Consider the following 21,623-nt stretch of genomic DNA (forward strand, 5'->3'; position numbering starts at 1 on the left):
CGTCACTCAGGCCAATCACCTCCGCCCAGCGCGGCTATTGCCGCGATTATGCGCTCAAACGCCTGGCCGGCGCGCGGTACGGTTTTGCGGGCGCGCAGGAAGCTGTGCACCAGCCGCGGCTCTTCGCGCCACCATGCCTTGCCGCCGGCGGCAAGGATGCGATCGCGATAGGCCTTGCCGTCAGCCGACAGCGGGTCGCATTCGGCAGTGATGACGACGGTCGGCGGCAGGCCAGAGAAGTCCGTATCGCCGAGCGGCGAAAATGTCGGGTCTTCCGGCGACTGCCCCTTCCCTGCCCGGATATGCCGATAGAATTCGACGTCGCGCAATGTCAGCAGTGGCGCCTCTGCGTGCTCGACATAGGAGCCGGCGCGCGCTTTGCCGTCCAGCTCGGGGCCGTCTAGCTCGTCACCGCCGAGCTCGGGATAAATCAGCACCTGGCCGATCGCATGGCGAGGATGGCGGCGTGTCGCCTGCGCCACTGCGGCAGCCAGGTTGCCTCCGGCGCTTTCGCCGCAGAGCACGATCGGCAGGCCGGTCGTCGCCGCAGCCCATTCGAATACGGCCAGCGCATCCTCGAAGGCCGCCGGATGCAGATGCTCGGGCGCCAGCCGGTAGTCTGCGGACAGAACGGGAAAGCCAGTGCCGGCGCAAATCTCGGCGCAGATGTCGTCATGGCTGTCGAGCCCGCCAAGGACGAAGCCGCCGCCGTGATAATAGACGACCATCGCTTGTGGCGCCGTGCCCGCCATCTGGTAACGCCGGACCGGGATCGCATGGTCAATGGCAGGAACCGCGCTGTCGCTGGCCTTGACACCGGACGGATAGGGCTCGCGGAACGCCCGGCACATGGCGTCATAGACCGCCCGCTGCCTGTCGATCGGCATGTAGACGATCTCGGGCGGATACGACTCATTGACCCGGTCGATATAGGCCCACAGCTCCGGATCGAGCAGCGTTTGGTATTTTCCGCGCTCTGTCGTTTCTGGTCGATCGGCCTCGGTGATCATCGCGGCGCGGTCCCGCTCAGAGCTCGGCGTAGAGGCGGGCGGCGTTTTCGTAGCTGAAGCGCAATGGCACCGAGCCCTCGACCTGCCAGGCTTCGACCGTCTCGCCGGCCAGCAGCCGACAGGCGCCGTCGGTGGTGGTGACGGCGCCGCCATAGAGCCGGTTGGCGAGATTGAGAATGGCCGTCTGATGCATCGCCGTGCTGCCGCTGCCGCAGGCATCCTTGACCAGCAGCACGCGAAACCCGAGCGCCACCGCGTCCTTTACGGTGGCATCGATGCAGGCCTCGGTCCAGACGCCGGCAACGACCAGCCACTCGACGCCATCGGCCTTCAGCCGCTCGGCGGCAGGCCCCGCGCGGAAGGCGCTGGCATCGGTCTTGACCAGCATCGTCTCGCCTGTCGCCGGGCCCACTTCCGGACAGATCGCCGTCAGTGGATCGTCCTTGTCGGAAAACGCCGACTTGCCGTTGGCCTCGACCGGGTGGAACGGCCGTGCCGTGGCGAGATCGACGATATAGGCCCAGTGGTACAGGGGCACATTGTTGGCCCGAGCCGCCTGCTGCAGCCGCTGGACGTTGGCGAGAATGTCGCCATAGCCTTCGACCAGATAGCGCTTGTCCCGCCGATGCTCCTCCTGGAGATCGATGAACACCGCCGCCGCCTTGCCGCGCTTGATCGAGATCGGGCTTTTCATGCGAAACTGCCTGTCAGCACTCAAACGTGCCTGTCAAGGAAATCGTCCTCATAGGGAAAGCGCGACAGGAGTTCGGTGCCGGTCTCGGTGATCAGGATCTCGTCCTCCAGCTTGACGCCCTCGCGGCCGCCCTTTTCGCCGATATAGCTTTCGACGCTGACCACCATGCCGGGCACGATGACACCGTCGCGGCCATAGGTCTCGTAATCCATGGCATGCGCGATGAACGGCGTCTCGCCATGCATGCCGACGCCGTGCATGACCGAGGTATAGCGCTGGTCGACGAAGCGGTCCGGGATCTTCCAGGCCTTTTCGGCAATCTCGCGAAACGCCATGCCCGGCTTGACGACCCCGATGTTGTGCTGAACCTGATCGTGCGCCATGCGGTAGAGCGATCTCTGATAATCGGTCGGCTTGCCCGGGCCGCAGCGGAAGGTGCGCGAAAAGTCCGAATAATAGCCGTAGCAGCCGATCGTGTCGGTATCGAGCGCCAGAAGTTCGCCCGGCCTGATCTTGCGGCCGCTCGCCTCATTGAACCATGGGTTGGTGCGCTGGCCCGAGGTCAGCAAACGGGTTTCGATGAATTCGCCGCCCTGGCGGATCACCTCGCCATACATGATGGCGAACAGCTCGTTTTCGGATACGCCGGGCTTGATCGCCTCGCGCACCGCATAGACCGCAGCCTCGGCGCCAGCCATCGACACCTGCAGGCATTTTACTTCCTCTGGCGTCTTGACCGCGCGCACCGCCAAAATCTCGCCCTGGCAATCGCGGACGTCGCAGCCGCGCTTTTCCAACGCCAGTGCCTGCAGATGGCTGCAGCGGTCGAGCCCGAGCTTCATCGAGCCGCCGCCATGCGCCTTGAGCAATTCGGCGATCTCATCGGCGAACGGACCGGCGGTTTCGTCATCACGGCCCGACACCGAAGACCAGACCAGCTTGGAAGGACGCGCCTCGTCGATCGTGTCGAGCACCATCGAGACATGGTAGCTCTGCGGATATTCGAACAGCACGATCGGCCCTTCGGTCGGGATGAAGAAGTAGCGCGTCGAGTTGCGCAGGAAATAGCCGAACATGTTGCGCGAGCCGGTGGCGTAGCGCTGGTTGTAGGGGTCGAACAGCACGACGCCGCCATAGCCGGCCTCGCGCATCCACGCGCGCAGCTTGGCCAGTCGCCCCTTGCGCAGCGCGTCGGCATCGATGAAGGACGGCTCGGTATCCGACAACCACATGCCGCCGGCCGGATCGGCCGCAGCCGGATGCCGCATGCGGTCCTTGAAGTCAACGTCCTCGGTGCTGTCGGGGTCGAAAACGACGATGCTCATGGGTGCCTCCTGGAAGCGAGACCATGGAGCAAAGGACGTGCGGGCGTTGTGCGGAAAACCGCAAATGTTGTGCTGGATGCCGTAGACAGGCTGGCGGGACAGCACCCCCCTCTGGCCTGCCGGCCATCTCCCCCGCAAGGGGGGAGATTGGATGTCGCGTCAGCCTTCGCCTATGACCAACGCAGCAGGATATGCGGCGGGACCAAAGCTGCTGATCTCCCCCCTTGAGGGGGAGATGGCCGGCAGGCCAGAGGGGGGTGGGCGGGAACTCAGCGTGGAGCGATTAACGCCGCTAGTGCCTCCTCATCACCTTCGGCGCGTGGCCATGCTCCTCCCGGAACGCGCGGGCAAAGCTCGACATCGACGCAAAGCCGCAGGCCAGCGCCACGTCACGCACCATCAGCGTCGAATGTGCGAGGAGATCAGCGGCGCGCTTCAGCCGCAGGCGGCGGTAGTAGCCGTTGGGCGAGATGCTGAGCTCGGAGCGGAAATTGCGTTCAAGCTTGTCGGAGGAGACGCCGAGCCGCCCCGCCAGCTCCGCCATGCCGAGCCGCTCCTCCACCGCATCCTCCATGATGGCGATGGCCGACAGCACCAGTTCGTTCTGGACGCCGGTGCGTAAGCGCAGCGGCATCAGCTTGCGGTCGACGCTGGAGCGCAGCGGGCTGTGCACGAACCATTCGGCGACGCCGGCCGCCAGCTCGGCGCCATAATCGTTGGTGATGATCTCCAGCATCATGTCGAGGCTGCCGACGCCACCGGCCGAAGTGAAGCGCTTGCGGTCGATGACATAGAGATCGCGCCTCAGCTCGATATCCGGAAACGCTTCGGTGAAGGCTGCCTGGCTGGTCCAGTGCAAGGTGCAGGCATGGCCGTCGAGCAGGCCCGCGCGGGCGAGGAAGAACGCCGCATCCGCCACCGCACCGATATGGGCGCCGCCGCGCAGGCTCTTGCGGATCCAGCTCACGGCATCGTGCGCGACGAGATGATCGGCATCGCCGCCCGAGCAGACGACGATGCGATCGACCTTCGGCGCGTCATGGGCGGCAAAGCCGGGCTGGATGACGACGCCGTTCGAGGCCTCGACCGGGCCTTCGGCGGCGCCGACGATGATCCAGCGATAGCAGTCCCGCTTGGCCAGCACGTTCGCCGCGCGCAACGGCTCGATGACGGAGCTGAACGCCATCATCGGAAAACCGGGGAAGACCAGGATGGCGAAGGTGAGGGGGGCTTCGCTTGCCGTCGGTTGGTTGCGTTGTCGGTTGTTCATAGCTTCCGGAGCCGGGAGGATCGGGTCGCTACAATTCAGGCAGAATTGGCCTGGGTCAACGGAATAGCGTGCGGGGGCGCGACACAGAACAATTGTCGCTTGTCGGTGATCCTTCACGCCCCCCTCTGTCCTGCCGGACATCTCCCCCACAAGGGGGAGATCGGCCGTCACCGCCGTTTTCGTCAATCTTCCAACATTGTAAATGTGTGCGGAGCGCTGAAGCTGCTAATCTCCCCCCTCGTGGGGGAGATGCCCGGCAGGGCAGAGGGGGGCGCTGTCCCGCCGACATCTCGCAAGGTTTCTTGTTACCGGGCTCAACTCGCCAGCGCCTGATCCAGATCCGCAATCAGATCATCACCATCCTCTATCCCGGCCGACAAGCGCACCAGCGAATCGGATATCCCGATCTCCGCGCGTTTTTTCGCCGGGATCGAGCCGTGCGTCATCAGTGCGGGGTGCTCGATCAGGCTTTCGACGCCGCCGAGGCTTTCGGCCAGCGTGAACAGTTGCGTGTGCTCGAGGAAGCGCTTGGTGCCGGCGAGGTCGCGGTCGAGCTCGATGGTGATCATGCCGCCGAAGGCGTGCATCTGCCGCCTGGCGATGGCGTGCTGCGGATGGCTGGGCAGGCCGGGATAGATAACACGGCGGATGTCGGGGCGGCTTTCCAGCCAGTGCGCGATCTTCTGGCCGTTCGACGAATGACGCTCCATCCTCAGCGCCAGCGTCTTCAGGCCGCGCAGCGCCAGGAAACTGTCGAATGGCCCGGAAATGGCGCCGATGGCGTTCTGCAGGAACTTCAGCCGATCGGCGAGATCCTTGTTGTCGCCGACCACGGCGACGCCGCCGACCATGTCGGAATGGCCGTTGAGGTATTTCGTCGTCGAGTGAACAACGATATCGATGCCGAGCTCCAGCGGCCGCTGCAGATAGGGGCTGCAGAAAGTGTTGTCGGCGACCGACAGCACGCCTTTGCGCCTGGCCAATGCCGCGACGCCTTCGAGATCGACGACACGCAGCAGTGGATTGGTCGGCGTCTCGACCCAGAGCAGCTTGGTTTCCGGGCGGATCGCCGCTTCGACCGCGGCAAGATCAGTGAAGTCAACGAAGTCGACCTGGAGGTTGGCCGAGCGCTTGCGCACCCGCTCAAGCAGCCGAAACGTGCCGCCATAGATGTCGTCGGTGGCGACGATGTGGGCGCCGGAATCGAGCAGTTCGAAAATAGTGGCGATCGCCGCCAGCCCCGAAGCGAAGGCGAAGGCGGCTGTGCCGCTTTCGAGGTCGGCCACAGCGCGCTCGAAGGCAAAGCGGGTCGGGTTCTGGCTGCGGGCATATTCAAAGCCCTTGTGCACGCCGGGGCTCTGCTGGCCGTAGGTCGAAGTCGCATAGATCGGCACCATCACCGCGCCCGTCGTCGGGTCGTGACTCTGGCCGCCATGGATGGTGCGCGTCGAGAAGGCGAGGCGATTCCTGCCCGATACGGTGGCTTTGACGGTCATCGGGCGCGCCTCAGATGGTTGATCAGGTCGATACGGGTTATCAGGCCAATGAATTCGTCGCCATCGAAGACGATGGCGACTTCGTTGCGGTCGAACACCGGCAGCAGCGCATCCAGCGTCTGGCTGGCCTGCAGCGTGTGCAGGGTAGAGGTCATGGCCGTACTGACCGGGGCCTTGAAGCGGTCCCAGCGGCTGTCATAGGGGCCTTCGACCTTGGCGAGGATATCGCTTTCGTCGATGATGCCGACGAGCTTGCCCTCGTCCAGCACCGGTAGTTGCGAGACATCCGAGCGGCGCATCCGGCCATAGGCGTTGAGCAGGCTTTCGTCCGGACCGACATACACGGTGTCGCCGGTGCGGTGCGAACGCATCACCAGATCACGCAGGTCGCCATGCTGCTCTTGCTCGGCAAGGCCCTGTTCGGCCAGCCAGAAGTCGTCGAACACTTTCGACAGATACTTGTTGCCGCTGTCGCAGACGAAGGTGACGACGCGCTTCGGCACGGTCTGCTCGCGGCAATAGCGGAGCGCCGTCGAAAGCAGCGTGCCGGACGACGAGCCGGCGAGGATGCCTTCCTTCGAAAGCAGGTCGCGCACCGCCAGCATGCTCTGCTTGTCGGGGATGGAATAGGCCTTCCTGACCAGCGACAGATCGGCATTGGGCGGGACGAAATCCTCGCCGATGCCTTCCACGGTCCAGCTTCCGGCCTCTACCATCTTGCCGGTCTTGATCAAAGGCGCCAGCACCGAGCCCACCGGATCGGCCAAAATCATCTCGGTCTTCGGCGAGACTTTCGCGAAATAGCGGCCGAGCCCGGTCAGCGTGCCACCGGAGCCGACACCGACGACAACCGCATCGACGTCGCCTTCGAGCTGTTGGAAGATTTCCGGCCCGGTCGTGGTTTCGTGCGCGTGCGGATTTGCCGGGTTGGCGAACTGGTTGGCATAAAAGGCGCCGGGCAGCTCGGCGGCGATCTTTTCGGCCATGTCCTGGTAATATTCGGCATGGCCCTTGCCGACATCGGAGCGCGTCATGCGCACTTCGGCGCCGAGCGCGCGCAGATGCTGGATCTTTTCGCGGGACATCTTGTCGGGCACGACGAGGATGATGCGGTAGCCCTTGGGGATGCCGACCTGGGCGAGGCCGAGACCGGTGTTGCCGGCGGTCGCCTCGACGATGGTGCCGCCGGGCTTCAGTCTGCCCTGTTTTTCGGCGGCGGCAATCATCGACAGCGCGATGCGGTCCTTGATCGAGCCGCCGGGATTCTGGCTTTCGAGCTTGATGAACAGCCGGCACTTGCCGATGTCGAATTTGGTCAGCTCGACGACCGGGGTCTGCCCGATCAGGTCGAGAACCGAGGCATAGGGCGGGCGCAGGCGGGACGATGCATCGTCCGGTGCTACGATCTTGTGCTTGCTCATGTCAGATGCTCCGTTGCCAGAATGAGCAACCGCCCTGGAAGACGGCAACCTACCGTCTTTTCCAGCCGTTTGCAGTTGGAAAGAAGATAGATCGTGCCAATCCGGCCGCCAGCAGGGGAATGGAATTTCGCGAAAGCTTCGCCGGCCTCCAGGCAGGGCAAAAGATTTGCAGAACCTGTTTAGGGCTCAGGCGATCGCGGCCTGGGCTTCGATCTCGATCAGAAAATCCGGATTACCGAGGCCGGCGACGCGCAGCACTTTGATGATCGGCGGCACGCCGCGGTTTGCCCAGAAGGCCATCCAGGCGCCGAAGGCCGGCCCTATGTCCAGGTCGCCGGCGGTATAGACCGAGAGGCTGACGAGGTCTTCAGGCTTTGCCCCACCGGCTTCGAGCACCTTTGCCAGGTTGGAGAGCGCCTAAGCGGTCTGCGCAGCGAGATCGTCCCTGGCGACGATCCGGCCTTGCGCGTCGACCCCATTCTGGCCGCCGACCAGCACGATGCGCGCGGATGCCGGCAGCGACACGCCTTGCGAATAGGTCGGGTTGCTGTGCATGCCCTCGGGGTTCAGCCTTTCGATGGTCACTGCACTTTTCCTCCTCAGCGAAAACTATACCGCGGCCGCCTGGCCGTCCGTAGGGTCGCACGGCACAGAACGGCAATCGTGCGGCCGTTTCAACGCACCATCTCGTTCGTTGCCGCCGCTGATTCCGCCATGCTACCCGGCGCTGGTCGAACAGCAATGCAAGGAATGGCCGATGAAGATTCTTGCCTATGACAATTTCAAGCCCGGCGTCACGCTCGACGACCTGCGGCCTTATTTGCGCGACGAAGTGTCGAACGTCTGGCGGCTCTGGAAGGCGGGGATCGTGCGCGAGAATTATGCGCGCGGCGATATTGGCGGCGTCATCATCGTCTTCGAGCTCGACAGCGTCGCGGAAGCGCGGCGCTACACCGAGGACTTCCCGCTGTCCAAGGCCGGGCTGCTGGAATGGCACTTCATCGCCTTCGACGCGCCATTGCCGCTGGAATTCCTGTTCGACCCGACCGTCGACATCGCCAAGCCGTGGGACCGGACGGCGGCATGATCCGGTCGCGCGACGGGATCGAAATCCCGGCCAGCCTGGCTGAGTGGTGCGATCCGCGCCGCACGGCGCTGGTGGTCTACGACATGCAGGTCGGCATCTGCCGCCAGGTGGCCGGCGCCGCCACCATCGTCGAGCGCACCGGCACGGTGCTGGAAGCGGCGCGCGTGGCCGGAATGCGGGTGGCGTTCACGCGCCATCTGTCGCTGCCGCGCAAATGGATGGGCGCGACGCAGCTGCGCACCGCCATGGCCTGGCAGCGGCGCGACAGCCCCGACACAGTTGAGCCGTGGTTCCCGCGCGACGCCGAAGCGACGCGGATCGTGCCCGAGCTGGAACCCCGCGATGACGAGGCGGTGTTCGACAAGCTCACGATGTCGGCCTTCGATTCCACCGCGCTCGGCTTTGCCTTGCGCGATTGCGGCGTGCGCACGATAGCGCTCGCAGGCATCGCCATGGAGATCGGCATCGAGCCAACCGTTCGCCAGGCGACCGACAATGGCTTTGTCGCCGTGGTCATCGAGGATGCCTGTGGCTTCGGCAACCGCGAGGCGCGCGACCGCTCGATGGCGACGCTACGCTTCCTCGGCGAAGCCGTTGTCACCGATGTCGCCAGCTTCTGCAGCGCGCTTGCCGGACCGGGTTGAGGACAGTCGGCTTGCTAGAGCGATCCACCCTTTCACGCAAACGTCGAACCGCTCCATCGCTTTGTCTCGCAATTGCGGACAGAAAACCGCTCCGCGCTTCCCGGAATTGATCTAGGTGGCTGCGCTATCGGTGCGAAAACGCACGCCCTCGGCGCGGCCATGCACGCTTCCCCAGTCGTAGAGCGCCTGGAGCGCGGCGGCGAGATCTTCACCGCGCCCGGTCAAGGCGTAGCGCCCCTTGCCGTCGGGCGACATCTCGAGCGTGACGAAGCCGATCTCGACAAGCTCGGCCAGGCGCTGCGTCAGCATCTTGTCCGAGAGCGAGGGGATCAGCCGGCGCAAGTCGGAATAGCGCATCGGCTGTTCCTTGACGTGCGCCAGGATCACCGTCTTCCATTTGCCGCCGAGCGCGTCGAGCGCGAACTCGACCGGGCAGCCGTAGAGTCTTCCGCGTTGGGTCATGCGCCATGGTAGGCAAGGCATGGTGACGACGGAAGCAGAATTCGCCCGGTCATCTGGCCAGGGGTCGCGGCTCACGGCCTCGCCGGCCACAAAATCCAGGGAGGAGAACGAAGATGAGCGTACGCGACGCCAATCCGGTCAACGCGCAACAGCCGAAACGTGTGGCGATCGTCATCGCCAACCCGGCTGTCTCGACCACCACGGGCTGGCCGGTCGGCTTCTGGCGGAGCTAGCTCCCGCACCCCTGGTTCGCCTTCACCGCGAGGTTATGCGGTCGAGATCTTTTCACCCAACGGCGGCGGTCTTGCATCCGAAATTGCGTCAAGACAAAGGGGGCCTTATCCGAGCAATCGCTTGCTTAGCCGCGCACACTGCACGCGAATATCGGGAATGGCGTCGATCTCGAAGAAGGTGCCGCGCGTCAGCGGCCCGACCGCCAAAATCTTGGCCGATACTGTGCCATCGCCGGCGATGACCTCGCAGTCCGCGGTCACATCGAGGCCGAGCCGCAGCGGATCCGGCCGTGCCAGCCCACGGTCGACCAGCGACCGCACCACGCTGTTCGAGGTGGTCGAGATATCCCTGGCGATGCCGGTGCAATCATAGATGCGGGCGACATCGAACCTTTCGAGGCGCTGCGTGTGGCGGGACTGGACCTCTACGGTGTAGCCTGCGGCGATGTCGACGATGCGGCCGGCGACAAGCCGGATGCGGCCGGCCTGCACCGCCTCCGTAACGCGGGCGTAGACTTGCGGCGCCATGCGATGGCGGTGGATGTCCCACCACGCCTTGGTGTGCTCGACAAAGCGGCGCTTGGCCGAGGACGGCCAGTTCTGCCAGATCTTCTGGTTGAAGGGCCTCAGACCGTCGACGACGTCGCGCCAGTCGATGCCGGCCTTCTGGTTTTCCCGGATCAGGTCGCGGAACCAGCCGACGAAATAGGAAAGCTGGGTGCCGAGCGGGATATCGGCAACGTCGAGCTTGATGGGATTGCCCTTGCGATGCGGCGAAGGCAGCAGGCCGCGCCGCGACACCGCGACGATCGCGCCGCGATGACCGCGCTGCTCGAGCGACAGAAAGGCATCGACCATGCTCAACCCCGTGCCCAGCACCAGGACTCGGGCTTCGGGGTCGAGCGCGCTGTCGGCCTCGGATCCCATCCTGATCGCGTGGCCCTGCCCCGCCCCCGGCTCCTCGTCATGGCCGGTCGCCAGCACGGCAAGATGCGCAACCACGCTGGTGCCGTTGGCCAGCGCCACCTCGACGCCGGACGCGGTCGGCGAGATCGACAGGCTCTCCTCGCGGATCAGGCGCAGCCGGCCCGTCTGCTGCTCACGCGCCTCGAGTTCGTCGAGCAGCTCCTTGAGATAGCGGGCGTAGACGCTGCGCGGCGCATAGACCGGTGCCTGTTCCGGCGTTGCCAGGCCGCGTTCAAGTAGCCAGCGCGAGAAATTGCCGGGATCGTCGGCATAGGCGCTCATGCCCAACGCGCTGACATTCAGCACATGGGCTGAGAGCAGCGTTGAATAGGCCATGCCTTGCCCAAAATGCGGGCGTTTTTCGACCAGGCTGACGCGGAGATCGGGATTGGGCGACTTCAGCAGATGCGCGGCAAGCACGACGCCGCTGGCGCCGCCACCGACAATGATGATCGAAGTTGGAATGATCGAATTTGCGCGTCCGGTCATGCGCGCACCAATTGTCTTGGGAGCCATTGGTTCCGGAATTCTCGGGTCAGGCTTTGTTGATTCAGGCCTGGATTTTCAACGGCACCGAAAGGTCTTCGTCGCCGGCGATGTCGCGCATCTCGGCGAGGCTGCGCTGGTCCAGCACCTCGGCGATGGCCTGCCGGACCTCCAGCATCAGATGTCGGACTTGGCATGTCGCCTCGTTGCAATCTTCGCAGCGCTGATACTGGGTGCGGCTGGCGCAAGGAATGGGGGCAAGTGGCCCGTCGAGCACGCGCACGACGTGCCCGACCTTGATCTCGTCCGCTGGGCGCGCCAGGCGATAACCGCCCTCCTTGCCCTTGCGGCTCTGGACGAAACCGGCATTGCGCAATTCGCCAAGGATGGCATCGAGGAACTTTTTCGGAATATTGTTTGCGCGGGCGATGTCGTTGACGAAGGCGAGCTGTCCAACCGGCAGGCGCGCCAGATGAACGAGCGCCTTGAGGCCGTACTTACCTTTTTTCGTGAGCATAACCCGAACGTTTCTCTGTCATGCGATGACCCAAGGCCATCGGTTGCGAAACGCCTGGCGTGCCTCCCCGCCGCGTCCAAGCTGTCACTACAGATAAATTCTAGTGACATGATATACAAGCCAAGAAACGTTGATTTTGTTTCGTTTTCAAGCCGCAATGGCCATTTTGGCCGGGGCTTGTGGCCCTACGAGCACAGGAGCCGCCGCCAATGGGACACCGGCAAACTGGCCGGCGACAGGAATGTCCCGACCGGCCGACAGCAGCTTCTGTCCCTGAATTTGAAGGCCAAAGCATGCCGCGCGCGGCAACAAGGAGGGTGGCGTCGCTCATCGTCCTCTCCAATCCTTCAATGTCCATAAGAATACTAGACTTAACCCCGAGCACAGGAAATTCACTTTCAATTGTTCGGCCGTTCGCAGCATGGATTTGCCGGTGACCGGGCCAAAACGGAAAATTCTTGTTTGCGGCTGATGGCGCAATCACCGGTCGCTCCAACGGACAGCGAAGCCAGAGGCGAGGTGGAGCCAAGAAGGCAATTGAGGTGCTGCGCCATTGTTCAAAGCAGCGACGCAGCGGAGACCCGAGGATCGATGCCGCTATACTGACCAATGAATGCAGATCCAATAGTGCGCGCCATTCCGTCTCTGTTTCGGCTGACCTGACCGTCAACAGACCTTAGGCCGAGGCCCGCTGCAGCCGCCATATCCGCCTTCGCGCCGCGCCACTGACGGCTTTTTTCTAACAAGACGGCAATGGTTGGAAGGATTTAACTCTACAAGCCTTATAGACTTAGCTGACTATGAGGGAGCGATCCGATTTTTCTCTTTTCAAGGAGCCTTTCATGTCCACTATTTCGCGACGCGTCGTTCTCCTGTCCTCGGCGGCTCTGGCTGGTGCCGGCTTTCTCGGCCCAGCCCATGCGAAGGACCTCAAGATCACTATCGGCTACCAGACGGTCGTCGAACCCTCGAAGGTGCCGCAGGCCGACGGCGCCTATGAGAGCGCGACCAAGGCGGCAATCGACTGGCGGAAATTTGATTCCGGCGCCGACGTGATCGCCGCCGTCGCTTCCGGTTCGGTCGACATCGGTTATGTCGGCTCGAGCCCGCTGGCGGCGGCGGCGAGCCGCGAGCTTCCCATCCAGACCATCTTCATTGTCGGGCTGATCGGCGAATCCGAGGCCCTTGTCGCCCGCAACGGCGCCGGCATCGAGAAGGTCGCCGACCTTGCCGGCAAGAAGGTGGCGGTACCCTTCGTCTCGACGACGCATTACAGCCTGCTTGCGGCGCTGAAGCATGAGGGTGTCGAGCCGAAGTCGGTCGATATTCTCAATCTGCGGCCACCGGAGATCGCGGCGGCATGGGCGCGCGGCGACATCGACGCCGCCTATGTCTGGGATCCGGCACTCGGCCAGATCAAGACGTCGGGCAAGGTCGTGCTGGATTCCTCGCAGGTCGCCGCCTGGGGCGCGCCGACTTTCGACGCCTGGATCGTGCGCACCGACTTCGCCGAAAGGAACCCGGAGGCGGTGCGCGACTTCGTCAAAGTGACGGGCGCTGCCTATGCCGAATTCCTGGCCAAGCCGGATCAATGGTCGGTGTCCTCGCCGCAAGCGGCCAAGATCGCCAGGATCACCGGGGCCAAGCTCGAAGACGTGCCGCAACTGCTGAGGGGCTATGTCTTCCCGACGCTCGAGGAGCAGGCCTCGGACAAGTTCCTCGGTGGCGGCACGGTCAAGGCAGTCGAGGCGACGTCGGCCTTCCTCAAGGAGCAGGGCAAGATCGACGCCGTGCTGCCGGATTATTCGAAATACGTGTCGTCGAAATATGTCGGCGAGGCGCTTGCCTCGAATTAGCGACCGCTCAATGCGCGCGTCCTCCCTTCCCTGACGCGCGCGTTGCCTGCAGATTCAGAATATCGGCGACGCCACATGACGCATCTCCTGCTCGACAAAGTCTCGATTCATTATGAAGGCCAGCCGGCGCCGGCCGTCGAACGCGTGTCGATTGACGTCGCCAAGGATGACTTCGTTGTCCTGGTCGGCCGCTCCGGCTGCGGCAAGACCTCGCTGCTCAATGTCGCTGCGGGCCTGGTCGAGCCTGTGCGCGGCAGCGCCACGGTAGGCGGCAGGCCGATCACGGCGCCAGGCTCGGACCGCGCCGTCGTGTTCCAGAACGACGCGCTGTTTCCGTGGCTGACCGCGCGGGAAAATGTCGCCTTTGCGCTCAGGCTGCGCGGCGTCGGGCCAAGTGAACGGGCGCGGCGCGCCGATGCGCTGCTGGCGCTGGTGAAGCTCGACGGTGCCGGCGACAAGCGCATCTGGGAGCTTTCCGGGGGCATGCGCCAGCGCGTCGGCCTGGCCCGGGCGCTGGCGGCCGAGCCGCAATTCCTGCTGCTCGACGAGCCGCTGGGCGCGCTCGATGCGCTGACACGGGAACGCATGCAGACAACGCTGCTCGATCTGTGGACGGCAAGCAATGTCGGCGTGCTGATGGTGACGCACGGCATCGAGGAAGCGCTGGTGCTCGCAACCCGCATCATTGTGCTGGCTCCCGACCCTGGGCGGGTGGTGCGGAGTTTCGAAACCGGCTTCAGCCGGCGCTATGCAGCCGGCGAGGCCATTCGCAGCATCAAGGCCGATCCCGCCTTCGCCGCGGCGCGCGGCGAGCTGACCGATGCGATCTTCGAAGGAGAGGCAGCATGACCGTTACCTCCTATACCGAGCGGCCGCAGCGCTCCAAGGCCGACGACGGAGCCGACGCGCTGTCCGTGCCATGGTCGCGGTCGCGGCCGAGACGCAGCCGCGTTTCGGCCCGCATGGTCAGCGCGATCACTGTTCTGGTGGTGCTGGCGGCGTGGGCACTGTCGGCCCGCCTGCAATTGGTGTCGCCGGTTTTCCTGCCGTCGCCCGTGGCAGTCTGGAACAAATTTGTCGTCGTCGCCCGTGACGGCTTTGTCGACGCGACGCTGCTCCAGCATATCGCCGCCAGTCTGTGGCGGGTATTTGCAGCGCTGATCGCGGCCGTTTTCGTCGGCGTTCCCATCGGGCTGGCTATCGGCATCAGCATCATAGGGCGCGGCATCTTCGATCCGCTGCTCGAATTGCTGCGGCCGATCCCGCCGCTGGCCTATCTGCCACTAATCATTATCTGGTTCGGCATTGGCGAGCCGTCCAAGATCCTGGTGATTGCCATCGCCATGCTGGCGCCGGTCGCGCTGTCGACGGCATCGGGTGTTCGCGGCGTCTCGCAGGAACGCATCAATGCGGCACGCGCGCTTGGCGCGACCCGCACGCAGCTTGTCCGGCACGTGATCCTACCCAGCGCACTGCCCTCGATCCTGACCGGCCTGCGCATCGCGCTTGGCGCCGGCTGGTCGACGCTGGTTGCCGCCGAGCTGGTGGCGGCGACGCGCGGGCTCGGCTTCATGATCCAGTCCGCCGCCCAGTTCCTCGTCACCGACGTGGTGGTGATGGGCATACTGGTGATCGCGGCCATTGCCTTCGTGCTCGAATTCATCATCCGCAGGATCGAGCGGGTGCTCGTCCCGTGGGCGGGGCGGGAGTGACCGGATCGGAGACGTGACGATGCCCCATTCCACCGCTGTGCTGCTTGCGCGTTTCGGCCATTGGCTCCGCCTGATCAAGGCCGGAGACAAACAGCCGCCTGACGGCGAACGCAAAACGCCGACGCCGGTGCATCTCGATGCGGAGCGCAACCGCCTGCCGCCACGCGACGAAAGTTTCTACTGGGGCTGGCAGTACTGGTCGCGGTGACCGGCCGCCACGAGTCCGCTGTGCGCTGCTCTGGCGGGAGCCTGAGGATCGACGCCTGCTCAAACGCGCGAACGGTTCGCCCAGGCCAGGCCGGCCAAGCCAACCAGCGCGGTGACGATGCCGACATAGAGCCATTGCGACTGGCCGGTCATGAAGCTGCCGCCGATAAGGCCGATGCCTTGCAATGACCACAGCACGCCGATGGCGAGCACAATCAACGCCAGCAGATTTTTGATCAATCTCATTGCTAAAACTCCTTTCCAAGTCGATCATCTGCCGCGCTCCTGCCGGAATGGAACAGCGAAAGAAGCGGCGCGGTCAGGCCAACTTCTACTTAGATGCAAATCTCTGATCTTGTGCAAGACGTGCTGAGGTCGATGCAAAGATCATCAAAGAAGCTGTGCCGTGCTGCGGAAACTCTCTGACAAATTGTTTCGTACCGACTCCAAACGTGTAACATTGTCATGGAACCGACAGATCATTGCCGCATTTGCTGCCTCATTCGCCTCTAACCGCTGCGGGTCTGTCAACGGAGCCAGTCCCCAACACATGAACAAAAGCAACCAGACCGCGCTTGCCGCAGCCATGATCGCGGCTGGCCTGATGGTCGGCGCATCCACTGCCAGCGCCGCCGCTCAGTGCGGCCGTGCCTCCTGGTACTCACTGCATTCCAGAACCGCTTCCGGCGAACGCATGAACCCGTCGGCGCTGACCGCAGCGCATCGCAGCCTGCCGTTCGGCACCAAGCTGAAGGTGACCAACCGCAACAATGGCCGCAGCGTCGTCGTGCGGATCAACGATCGCGGCCCGTTTATCAGGGGCCGCGTGCTCGATCTGTCGAAGGGCGCCGCCAGCCAGCTCGGCTTCATCAGCTCGGGCCATACCGCCGTCTGCATGGCACGCGTCTAACAGTCAGAGCGCCAGGCCGGACACCTCCTCCGACGATCGCACCGATAGGCGTACCCTTGGCTACGCCTTCGCAGGTGCACATTGAGCCGGCTGTTGCCGTTGAAGGCGGATTCCCAACATCTTGGACGAAAGAATGAGCATAAATCACGCAAGTTGACGTATTGCATCGCAGCAAATTGTTGCTAACCTCCCGCAAGACAAGGCTCGGCGCTGCTCGTCGGCCCTTCGATCGCAGTCGGCAGCGGGGTTCTCGATGTTCTACCAGCTTTACGAACTGAACCATGCCGCCTTGCAGCCGGCCCGCCTCTATGCCGATGCGGTGCGCCTGTTCTACTCCAATCCGCTCAATCCGGTTTCACACACGTCCTGGGGCCGCTCGGTCGCGGCAACGGCCGAATTGTTCGAACGCACGACACGCCGCTACGGCAAGCCGCAATTCGGCCTGACCAAGACCGTGGTCGACTGGAAAACCGTCGAGGTCAGCGAACGCACCGTCTGGTCGCGGCCGTTCTGCAATCTGGTCCGTTTCGAGCGGGCTGTCCCGGCCGGGCGCCGGCCGGATCCGAAGCTGTTAATCGTCGCACCGATGTCGGGCCACTATGCGACGCTGTTGCGCGGCACGGCCGAGGCGATGCTGCCCTATGCGGACGTGCATATCACCGACTGGGTCGACGCCCGGATGGTGCCGCTTGCCGACGGCAGCTTCGACCTCGACGACTATGTCGACTACATTGTCGACATGCTGCATGCGCTGGGACCCGACACCCACGTGATGGCGGTGTGCCAGCCGTCGGTGCCGGTGCTGGCGGCGGTGGCGCTGATGGAAGCCAAGGGCGATCCTTTCGTGCCCTCGACGATGACGCTGATGGGCGGCCCGATCGACACGCGCCGCAACCCGACGGCGGTCAATTTGCTGGCCCAGGAAAAGGGCATCGACTGGTTCCGCGACAACGTCATCATGCGCGCGCCCTGGCCGGTGCCGGGCTTCGGCCGCGAGGTCTATCCCGGTTTCCTGCAGCTTTCGGGTTTCATGAGCATGAACCTGGATCGCCACATCATCGCCCACAAAGACTTCTTCATGCACCTGGTGAAGCATGACGGCGACAATGCCGAGAAGCACCGCGAATTCTATGACGAATACCTGGCGGTGATGGATCTGACGGCGGAATTCTACCTGCAGACCGTCGATACCGTCTTCGTCCGCCAGGCCTTGCCCAAGGGCGAAATGACGCATCGCGGTGTGGCGGTCGACCCTTCGGCGATCCGCAATGTCGCCCTGTTCACCGTCGAGGGCGAGAACGACGACATCTCCGGCCTTGGCCAGACCAAGGCGGCGCACGACCTCTGCATCAACATTCCGGCCGACAGGCACGCCCATTACATGCAGCCGGCGGTCGGCCATTACGGTGTGTTCAACGGCTCGCGCTTCCGCTCCGAAATCGTGCCGCGCATCGTCGATTTCATTACCAGCTACGGCCGCCAGAACCGTGTTGCGGTGAAGCCCAAGCTGGTCAGGACCGGCAAGAAATAGGCGACCAGCGATGATGCCCGTCAATCCGCATCAGGTCGGTCAATGCCAAAATCATCGGTTGGCGGGGCCGTGCGGCCGGTCGACCTGTTGCACAATAGTCGCGTTGGGGCCACGCAGGTAACCATGCCGCAAAAATCAATCCATCCTCATAATTGACACCGACTGTAAATACCCCTTAACGTTTCGTTAACAACAAGGGACAAGCGGGGACAATGATTTCCTCACCAATGGCGAGAACGCTACGCCTGTGCGCGCTGGCTGGACTTACTGTGGCGGCAGGTTGGGCCAGTTCGGCCTCGGCAGCCAGCCCGATGATAACAGGTGGTCCGACGTCGCAGCCGATCGGCCATTATGATTTCTGCAAGACCTACCCGTCGGAATGCTCGATCCGCCCGAAGGATCTGTCGCCCGCCAGCATGACCGGCTCGCTGTGGCGCAAGCTGCTCAGCGTCACGGTAAAGGTCAACGCCGCCGTCAAGCCTGAGAGCGACTTCGACATCTACGGCAAGGACGAGGTCTGGGCCTATCCCGACAAGGGTGTCGGCGACTGCGAGGACTATGTCCTGGAAAAGCGCCGTGAGCTGAACCGGCTGGGCGTCTCGTTTGCCGATCTGCTGATGACCGTCGTGCGCAAGCCGGATGGCGAAGGCCACGCCGTGCTGACGGTGCGCACCGACAAGGGCGACTACATCCTCGACAATCTGACCGACCAGGTCCGTTCCTGGGACCAGACCGGCTATCGTTTCCTCAAGCGGCAGGCGATCGACAATACCGGCCGTTGGGTCTCGATCCGCGGCGGCCAGCAGGTTCTGGTCGGCTCGGTCCAGTAACAAAGCAACTCATTTCGGCCGGTTCAGCGCGGCGCGGAGCGACGCAATGATGCGGCGAAGCTCGGCTTCGTCGAGCTTTTCGATGTTGTCGGCCAGGAGATTGGCAAGCTCGGTCGCCGCCGGGCTAAGGCCGGACGTGTCGAGCTTGACGCGCGGATGCGAGGTTTCGGCCAACCGCGCCAGTTCCTCGGCGTCGTCCCAAATGATGTTGAAATAGCCGATGATCTTCTGGATCAGCGTCCAGCTCGGCGCACCGCGGCGGCCGTGTTCGAGCGCCGAGAGATAGGCTGCGCTGACGCCGATCGCCTTGGCCATGTCCTTCTGGGTGACGCCGCGCTCGTTTCGCAGCACGCGAAGCTTTTCGCCGAACGGGGTCACGAGCACATCCTCACTGGCGCATCCTCATGGGCGCATCCTCAAGAGCGCGCCCGCCGCAGACGGACGTAAAGCGCGCCCGAGCCGCCATGATTGCGGGCGGCATGGTCGTGGCTGGAGACAAGGGGCCGGAAGGCGGGCGTCGACAGCCATGACGGCACGGCGCGTCGCAAGACGCCGTCGCCGCCCGACGAGGAGCCCTTGCCGGTGATTACCAGGACATAGCGGATGCCGCCGGCATGCGCCCGGTGCAGGAAGGAAAACAGCAGCGAATAGGCTTCGTCCTGGGTCAGGCCATGCAGGTCGACGCGGCCTTCGATCGGCAGCCGGCCCTTCGACAGCTTGTCCAGCGTCGGTTCGTCGAGTGCGTGGGAAACATGCTGCGCCTTCGGTTTCGCGGCTGCGGCAGCATTGCCCGCGACCTGTACTGGCGGCGGCGCCTGCCTGGCGTCGTCGATCTCCGGCCCAATGTTGGGAATATCGACGGCGATCTTGCCCTTCAGCGGCTTTGTCGTGCGCGCCACCAGGTTCCATAGAACCCGGTCGTCCTCGCTCAGCCTGTCGATGCGCCGGGTCATCGATCTGCTCCTGAAATCAGCGACCGGGGGATCAGCGCATAAAAATCGGCGGCGTTGCGGATAACGCCGGCGATCTCGCCGGCCGCATCGCCTGACCCAGCGAACAGATCGCCGCGGGCTGGCCCGGTGATCGCCGAGCCGGTGTCCTGTGCGATCATCAGCCGCCGGAACGGTTTTCCGTCGAAGGCGGTCAGCGACGGCGCATCGATATGGAAGGGCGTGCCGAACGTGTGCAGCAGTCGGTCGACGGCGATCGAGCGGCCGGGTGCCAACGGCACCTTGGCGGCAGCGATCGGGCCGAGCTCCGGGTCGTCGACGCCCATCTCGCGGAAGAAGATGTAGGAGCGGTTGCGCCAAAGGATCTCGTCGACGCGCTCCGGACGCGCCTTGAGCCAGGCACGGATCGACTGCATCGTCACTTTTTCCAGCGGGATCTCGCCTTCGTCGCTCAGGATCGTGCCCGGTCCCGTAAAGCGCTGGCCGGATTTGGCGGCATAGGTGACGCGGCAAAGCTCCCCGTCGGTCATGTTGAGCCGCGCCGCGCCCTGCACGTGGATGAAGAAGGCATCGACCTTGTCGGCGAGCCAGGCGATTTCCAGGCCTTGTCCAGCGAGCGCGCCGCGTTCGATCTCGCCGCGGTCGAAATATTCGACCGGGTCGTTCGGCGCCGCACGAGCGAAGGCAAGATAAGGATCCATGCCGGAAGGACGATTGCCATCGTCGATGTCGACAAGGTCGGCCGGGCGGGTTAGCAACGGCACCGAAAATCGTCGCGTGCGCACCGGCGAGGCGTCGACCTCCGGCTCGTAGAAGCCGGTGACGAGGCCTGGGCCGCCGTTTTCCGCCCCTATATGGGCCGGCACAAAGTAGCGCTCGAAGAAGCTTCGGGCCTCCAACCGATTCGCCGGCGAAACGGTGCGCGCTGCGGCATAGGCTTCGGCAAAGGCGCCGAAATCGACGCCGAGCGCGCCGGAGCGGTAGGGTTTCGTCAGGACATGAAAGGCCGAGCGGCGAAAGGCGTCAAAGGCAGGGAGTTGGTCGTCCTCGTCCCAGCCCGGCAATTCGCCAAAGGACTTTTCGCTGAAGACTCGAGAAAGCGACACGACAGCCCCCGCCGCCGTCCAGTTCAGTCTTCTTCTTCGGTGGCGACGAGTTTCCAGTTCGGATCGCGCGAGCGCGCGTCACGAGCGAAGGTCCAGACGTCCTTGACCTCGGCGACGGTCTCGGGATCGCCGTCAATGACGGCGCCGGCCTTGTCGCGGGTCGCTGAAATCAGTTCGCTGACAATGCGCAGCGTGATGTGCGCCTCGCTGCCCTTCATCTCGGCCGAAACGATGTCGGCCTTGTCGATGCCGACGAAGGAGGACTGGATTTTTTCGGCCTTTGCCTCGCGGTCGCCGATGGCCGCGACAAAGCCGTCATAGACCTCGCGCGACAAAAGGTTCTTCAAGGTTTTGCGGTCGCCATCGGCGTAGGCCATGACGATCATCTCATAGGCCATCTTGGCGCCGTCGACGAAGGTCTTCGGGTCGAAGGTCGGATCATTGTCCTTGATCGCCCGCAGGCCCCGGTTGAGATCTGTGTCGGGCTTGGCAAAGGCGTCGATCGCCGTATAGGCATCGGCCGCCGGCTCTCCCGCCAGCCGCTTGCGCGGCAGCGAAACCACGTTCTCGGGTTTCTGGGCGGCATCCTTGTCGTTCTTGCGCCCTGCCGTATATGGATCGAAGGGCGGGCGTTCGTTGCCCGTGCGTCGGCCAAGCACGTTGCGCAGCTGGAAGAAGATCACCACCGCCGCAATCAGAAAGAAAATTGTGCCGAAGTCGAAGAAGCCCATATCTTGCGCCAATCAATCCCTGCTTTGGCCGGACCAGCGGCCAAGCAAGGGCCGCGATCACATAGCGTTCAGTATCCAAAGCATATAGAACGCATGGCGCAATCATTCAAATCAAAGGCAGCCATACCTATCTAACAGCTCTGGTGCCAGCGGCGATTGCTCGCCGCCGGCAAAACATC

The 21,623-nt window shown here is 63.8% G+C and carries 25 protein-coding genes; 9 read left to right on the forward strand and 16 right to left on the reverse strand.

Features of this window, described 5'->3' with window-relative positions:
• Positions 1–2: 2 nt before the first annotated feature.
• The 8 genes from NKH37_RS11420 to NKH37_RS11455 form a co-directional block, all read right to left on the reverse strand.
• A complete protein-coding gene (locus NKH37_RS11420) occupies positions 3–1,010 on the reverse strand; it encodes an alpha/beta hydrolase (protein WP_352918729.1) in 1,008 nt (335 codons plus the stop codon).
• 16 nt (positions 1,011–1,026) lie between these two features.
• Positions 1,027–1,704: an isochorismatase family protein gene (locus NKH37_RS11425; RefSeq protein WP_352481348.1), complete on the reverse strand. Its 678-nt coding sequence runs from the start codon at positions 1,702–1,704 to the stop codon at positions 1,027–1,029.
• A gap of 20 nt (positions 1,705–1,724) precedes the next feature.
• Positions 1,725–3,029 carry a M24 family metallopeptidase gene (locus NKH37_RS11430; protein ID WP_352640399.1) on the reverse strand — a complete coding sequence of 435 codons (1,305 nt, stop codon included), beginning with the start codon at positions 3,027–3,029 and terminating at the stop codon, positions 1,725–1,727.
• 292 nt (positions 3,030–3,321) lie between these two features.
• The gene (locus NKH37_RS11435; RefSeq protein ID WP_352845450.1) at positions 3,322–4,299 is read right to left on the reverse strand and encodes a GlxA family transcriptional regulator; all 978 of its coding nucleotides are present in this window, start codon (positions 4,297–4,299) and stop codon (positions 3,322–3,324) included.
• 314 nt (positions 4,300–4,613) lie between these two features.
• Positions 4,614–5,795 (reverse strand): cystathionine gamma-synthase, encoded by a 1,182-nt coding sequence (locus tag NKH37_RS11440; RefSeq protein ID WP_352481346.1) that lies wholly within the window; start codon positions 5,793–5,795, stop codon positions 4,614–4,616.
• Positions 5,792–7,216, reverse strand: coding sequence for a pyridoxal-phosphate dependent enzyme (locus tag NKH37_RS11445; protein ID WP_353006052.1), 1,425 nt, complete (start codon positions 7,214–7,216; stop codon positions 5,792–5,794). Before NKH37_RS11445 ends, NKH37_RS11440 begins: the two co-directional genes overlap by 4 nt.
• A gap of 186 nt (positions 7,217–7,402) precedes the next feature.
• The gene (locus NKH37_RS11450) at positions 7,403–7,621 is read right to left on the reverse strand and encodes a RidA family protein (RefSeq protein ID WP_353006086.1); all 219 of its coding nucleotides are present in this window, start codon (positions 7,619–7,621) and stop codon (positions 7,403–7,405) included.
• A 12-nt stretch (positions 7,622–7,633) separates the two neighbouring features.
• Complete coding sequence (locus NKH37_RS11455; protein WP_245278579.1) at positions 7,634–7,801, reverse strand: hypothetical protein; 168 nt, start codon at positions 7,799–7,801, stop codon at positions 7,634–7,636.
• A gap of 172 nt (positions 7,802–7,973) precedes the next feature.
• Here NKH37_RS11455 and NKH37_RS11460 point away from each other — a divergent pair, with 172 nt between their 5' ends.
• Together NKH37_RS11460 and NKH37_RS11465 are read left to right on the forward strand one after the other, a co-directional pair.
• Positions 7,974–8,303, forward strand: a complete 330-nt coding sequence (locus NKH37_RS11460; RefSeq protein WP_023718782.1) for a hypothetical protein — start codon at positions 7,974–7,976, stop codon at positions 8,301–8,303.
• The gene (locus NKH37_RS11465; protein ID WP_352481343.1) at positions 8,300–8,947 is read left to right on the forward strand and encodes a cysteine hydrolase family protein; all 648 of its coding nucleotides are present in this window, start codon (positions 8,300–8,302) and stop codon (positions 8,945–8,947) included. Before NKH37_RS11460 ends, NKH37_RS11465 begins: the two co-directional genes overlap by 4 nt.
• A gap of 111 nt (positions 8,948–9,058) precedes the next feature.
• Here the strand turns inward: NKH37_RS11465 and NKH37_RS11470 are convergent, their stop codons facing one another.
• From NKH37_RS11470 to NKH37_RS11480, 3 genes are all read right to left on the reverse strand, one after another.
• A complete protein-coding gene (locus NKH37_RS11470; RefSeq protein ID WP_352481342.1) occupies positions 9,059–9,409 on the reverse strand; it encodes a winged helix-turn-helix transcriptional regulator in 351 nt (116 codons plus the stop codon).
• A gap of 338 nt (positions 9,410–9,747) precedes the next feature.
• The gene (locus NKH37_RS11475) at positions 9,748–11,097 is read right to left on the reverse strand and encodes an FAD/NAD(P)-binding protein (protein WP_352481341.1); all 1,350 of its coding nucleotides are present in this window, start codon (positions 11,095–11,097) and stop codon (positions 9,748–9,750) included.
• A 61-nt stretch (positions 11,098–11,158) separates the two neighbouring features.
• Positions 11,159–11,611 carry an RrF2 family transcriptional regulator gene (locus tag NKH37_RS11480; RefSeq protein WP_352592220.1) on the reverse strand — a complete coding sequence of 151 codons (453 nt, stop codon included), beginning with the start codon at positions 11,609–11,611 and terminating at the stop codon, positions 11,159–11,161.
• An 842-nt stretch (positions 11,612–12,453) separates the two neighbouring features.
• Here NKH37_RS11480 and tauA point away from each other — a divergent pair.
• The 4 genes from tauA (at position 12,454) to NKH37_RS11500 (ending at position 15,387) form a co-directional block, all read left to right on the forward strand.
• On the forward strand, positions 12,454–13,467 hold the full coding sequence (gene tauA, locus NKH37_RS11485) for a taurine ABC transporter substrate-binding protein (protein ID WP_352481339.1): 1,014 nt from the start codon (positions 12,454–12,456) through the stop codon (positions 13,465–13,467).
• 75 nt (positions 13,468–13,542) lie between these two features.
• Complete coding sequence (locus tag NKH37_RS11490; protein ID WP_352481338.1) at positions 13,543–14,316, forward strand: taurine ABC transporter ATP-binding protein; 774 nt, start codon at positions 13,543–13,545, stop codon at positions 14,314–14,316.
• Positions 14,313–15,179 carry an ABC transporter permease subunit gene (locus tag NKH37_RS11495; RefSeq protein ID WP_352481337.1) on the forward strand — a complete coding sequence of 289 codons (867 nt, stop codon included), beginning with the start codon at positions 14,313–14,315 and terminating at the stop codon, positions 15,177–15,179. Before NKH37_RS11490 ends, NKH37_RS11495 begins: the two co-directional genes overlap by 4 nt.
• A gap of 19 nt (positions 15,180–15,198) precedes the next feature.
• Positions 15,199–15,387 (forward strand): hypothetical protein, encoded by a 189-nt coding sequence (locus NKH37_RS11500; protein WP_353006051.1) that lies wholly within the window; start codon positions 15,199–15,201, stop codon positions 15,385–15,387.
• Between the two features lie 59 nt (positions 15,388–15,446).
• On the opposite strand, the gene NKH37_RS11505 is transcribed toward NKH37_RS11500, so the two are convergent.
• On the reverse strand, positions 15,447–15,632 hold the full coding sequence (locus tag NKH37_RS11505; protein WP_023718772.1) for a hypothetical protein: 186 nt from the start codon (positions 15,630–15,632) through the stop codon (positions 15,447–15,449).
• A 304-nt stretch (positions 15,633–15,936) separates the two neighbouring features.
• On the opposite strand from NKH37_RS11505, the gene NKH37_RS11510 reads away from it, so the two are divergent.
• The 3 genes from NKH37_RS11510 (at position 15,937) to NKH37_RS11520 (ending at position 18,657) form a co-directional block, all read left to right on the forward strand.
• Positions 15,937–16,296: a septal ring lytic transglycosylase RlpA family protein gene (locus NKH37_RS11510; RefSeq protein WP_352481336.1), complete on the forward strand. Its 360-nt coding sequence runs from the start codon at positions 15,937–15,939 to the stop codon at positions 16,294–16,296.
• Positions 16,297–16,549: 253 nt separating this feature from the next.
• Positions 16,550–17,827: a polyhydroxyalkanoate depolymerase gene (locus NKH37_RS11515; protein WP_352481335.1), complete on the forward strand. Its 1,278-nt coding sequence runs from the start codon at positions 16,550–16,552 to the stop codon at positions 17,825–17,827.
• A 212-nt stretch (positions 17,828–18,039) separates the two neighbouring features.
• Positions 18,040–18,657, forward strand: coding sequence for a transglutaminase-like cysteine peptidase (locus NKH37_RS11520; protein ID WP_023718769.1), 618 nt, complete (start codon positions 18,040–18,042; stop codon positions 18,655–18,657).
• A gap of 9 nt (positions 18,658–18,666) precedes the next feature.
• Here NKH37_RS11520 and NKH37_RS11525 read toward each other — a convergent pair whose 3' ends face one another.
• Genes NKH37_RS11525 through NKH37_RS11540 form a run of 4 tightly spaced genes read right to left on the reverse strand, consistent with a single transcriptional unit; the run spans position 18,667 to position 21,444 of the window.
• Complete coding sequence (locus tag NKH37_RS11525; protein WP_023718768.1) at positions 18,667–19,035, reverse strand: helix-turn-helix domain-containing protein; 369 nt, start codon at positions 19,033–19,035, stop codon at positions 18,667–18,669.
• A 38-nt stretch (positions 19,036–19,073) separates the two neighbouring features.
• Positions 19,074–19,610, reverse strand: coding sequence for a Smr/MutS family protein (locus NKH37_RS11530; RefSeq protein ID WP_023718767.1), 537 nt, complete (start codon positions 19,608–19,610; stop codon positions 19,074–19,076).
• Complete coding sequence (gene mltA / locus NKH37_RS11535; protein ID WP_023718766.1) at positions 19,607–20,713, reverse strand: murein transglycosylase A; 1,107 nt, start codon at positions 20,711–20,713, stop codon at positions 19,607–19,609. Before mltA ends, NKH37_RS11530 begins: the two co-directional genes overlap by 4 nt.
• 23 nt (positions 20,714–20,736) lie before the next feature.
• Positions 20,737–21,444 (reverse strand): Tim44/TimA family putative adaptor protein, encoded by a 708-nt coding sequence (locus NKH37_RS11540; RefSeq protein WP_023718765.1) that lies wholly within the window; start codon positions 21,442–21,444, stop codon positions 20,737–20,739.
• Positions 21,445–21,623: the final 179 nt, after the last annotated feature.

Source organism: Mesorhizobium sp. M1217 (assembly GCF_040318275.1).
Taxonomy (GTDB): domain Bacteria; phylum Pseudomonadota; class Alphaproteobacteria; order Rhizobiales; family Rhizobiaceae; genus Mesorhizobium.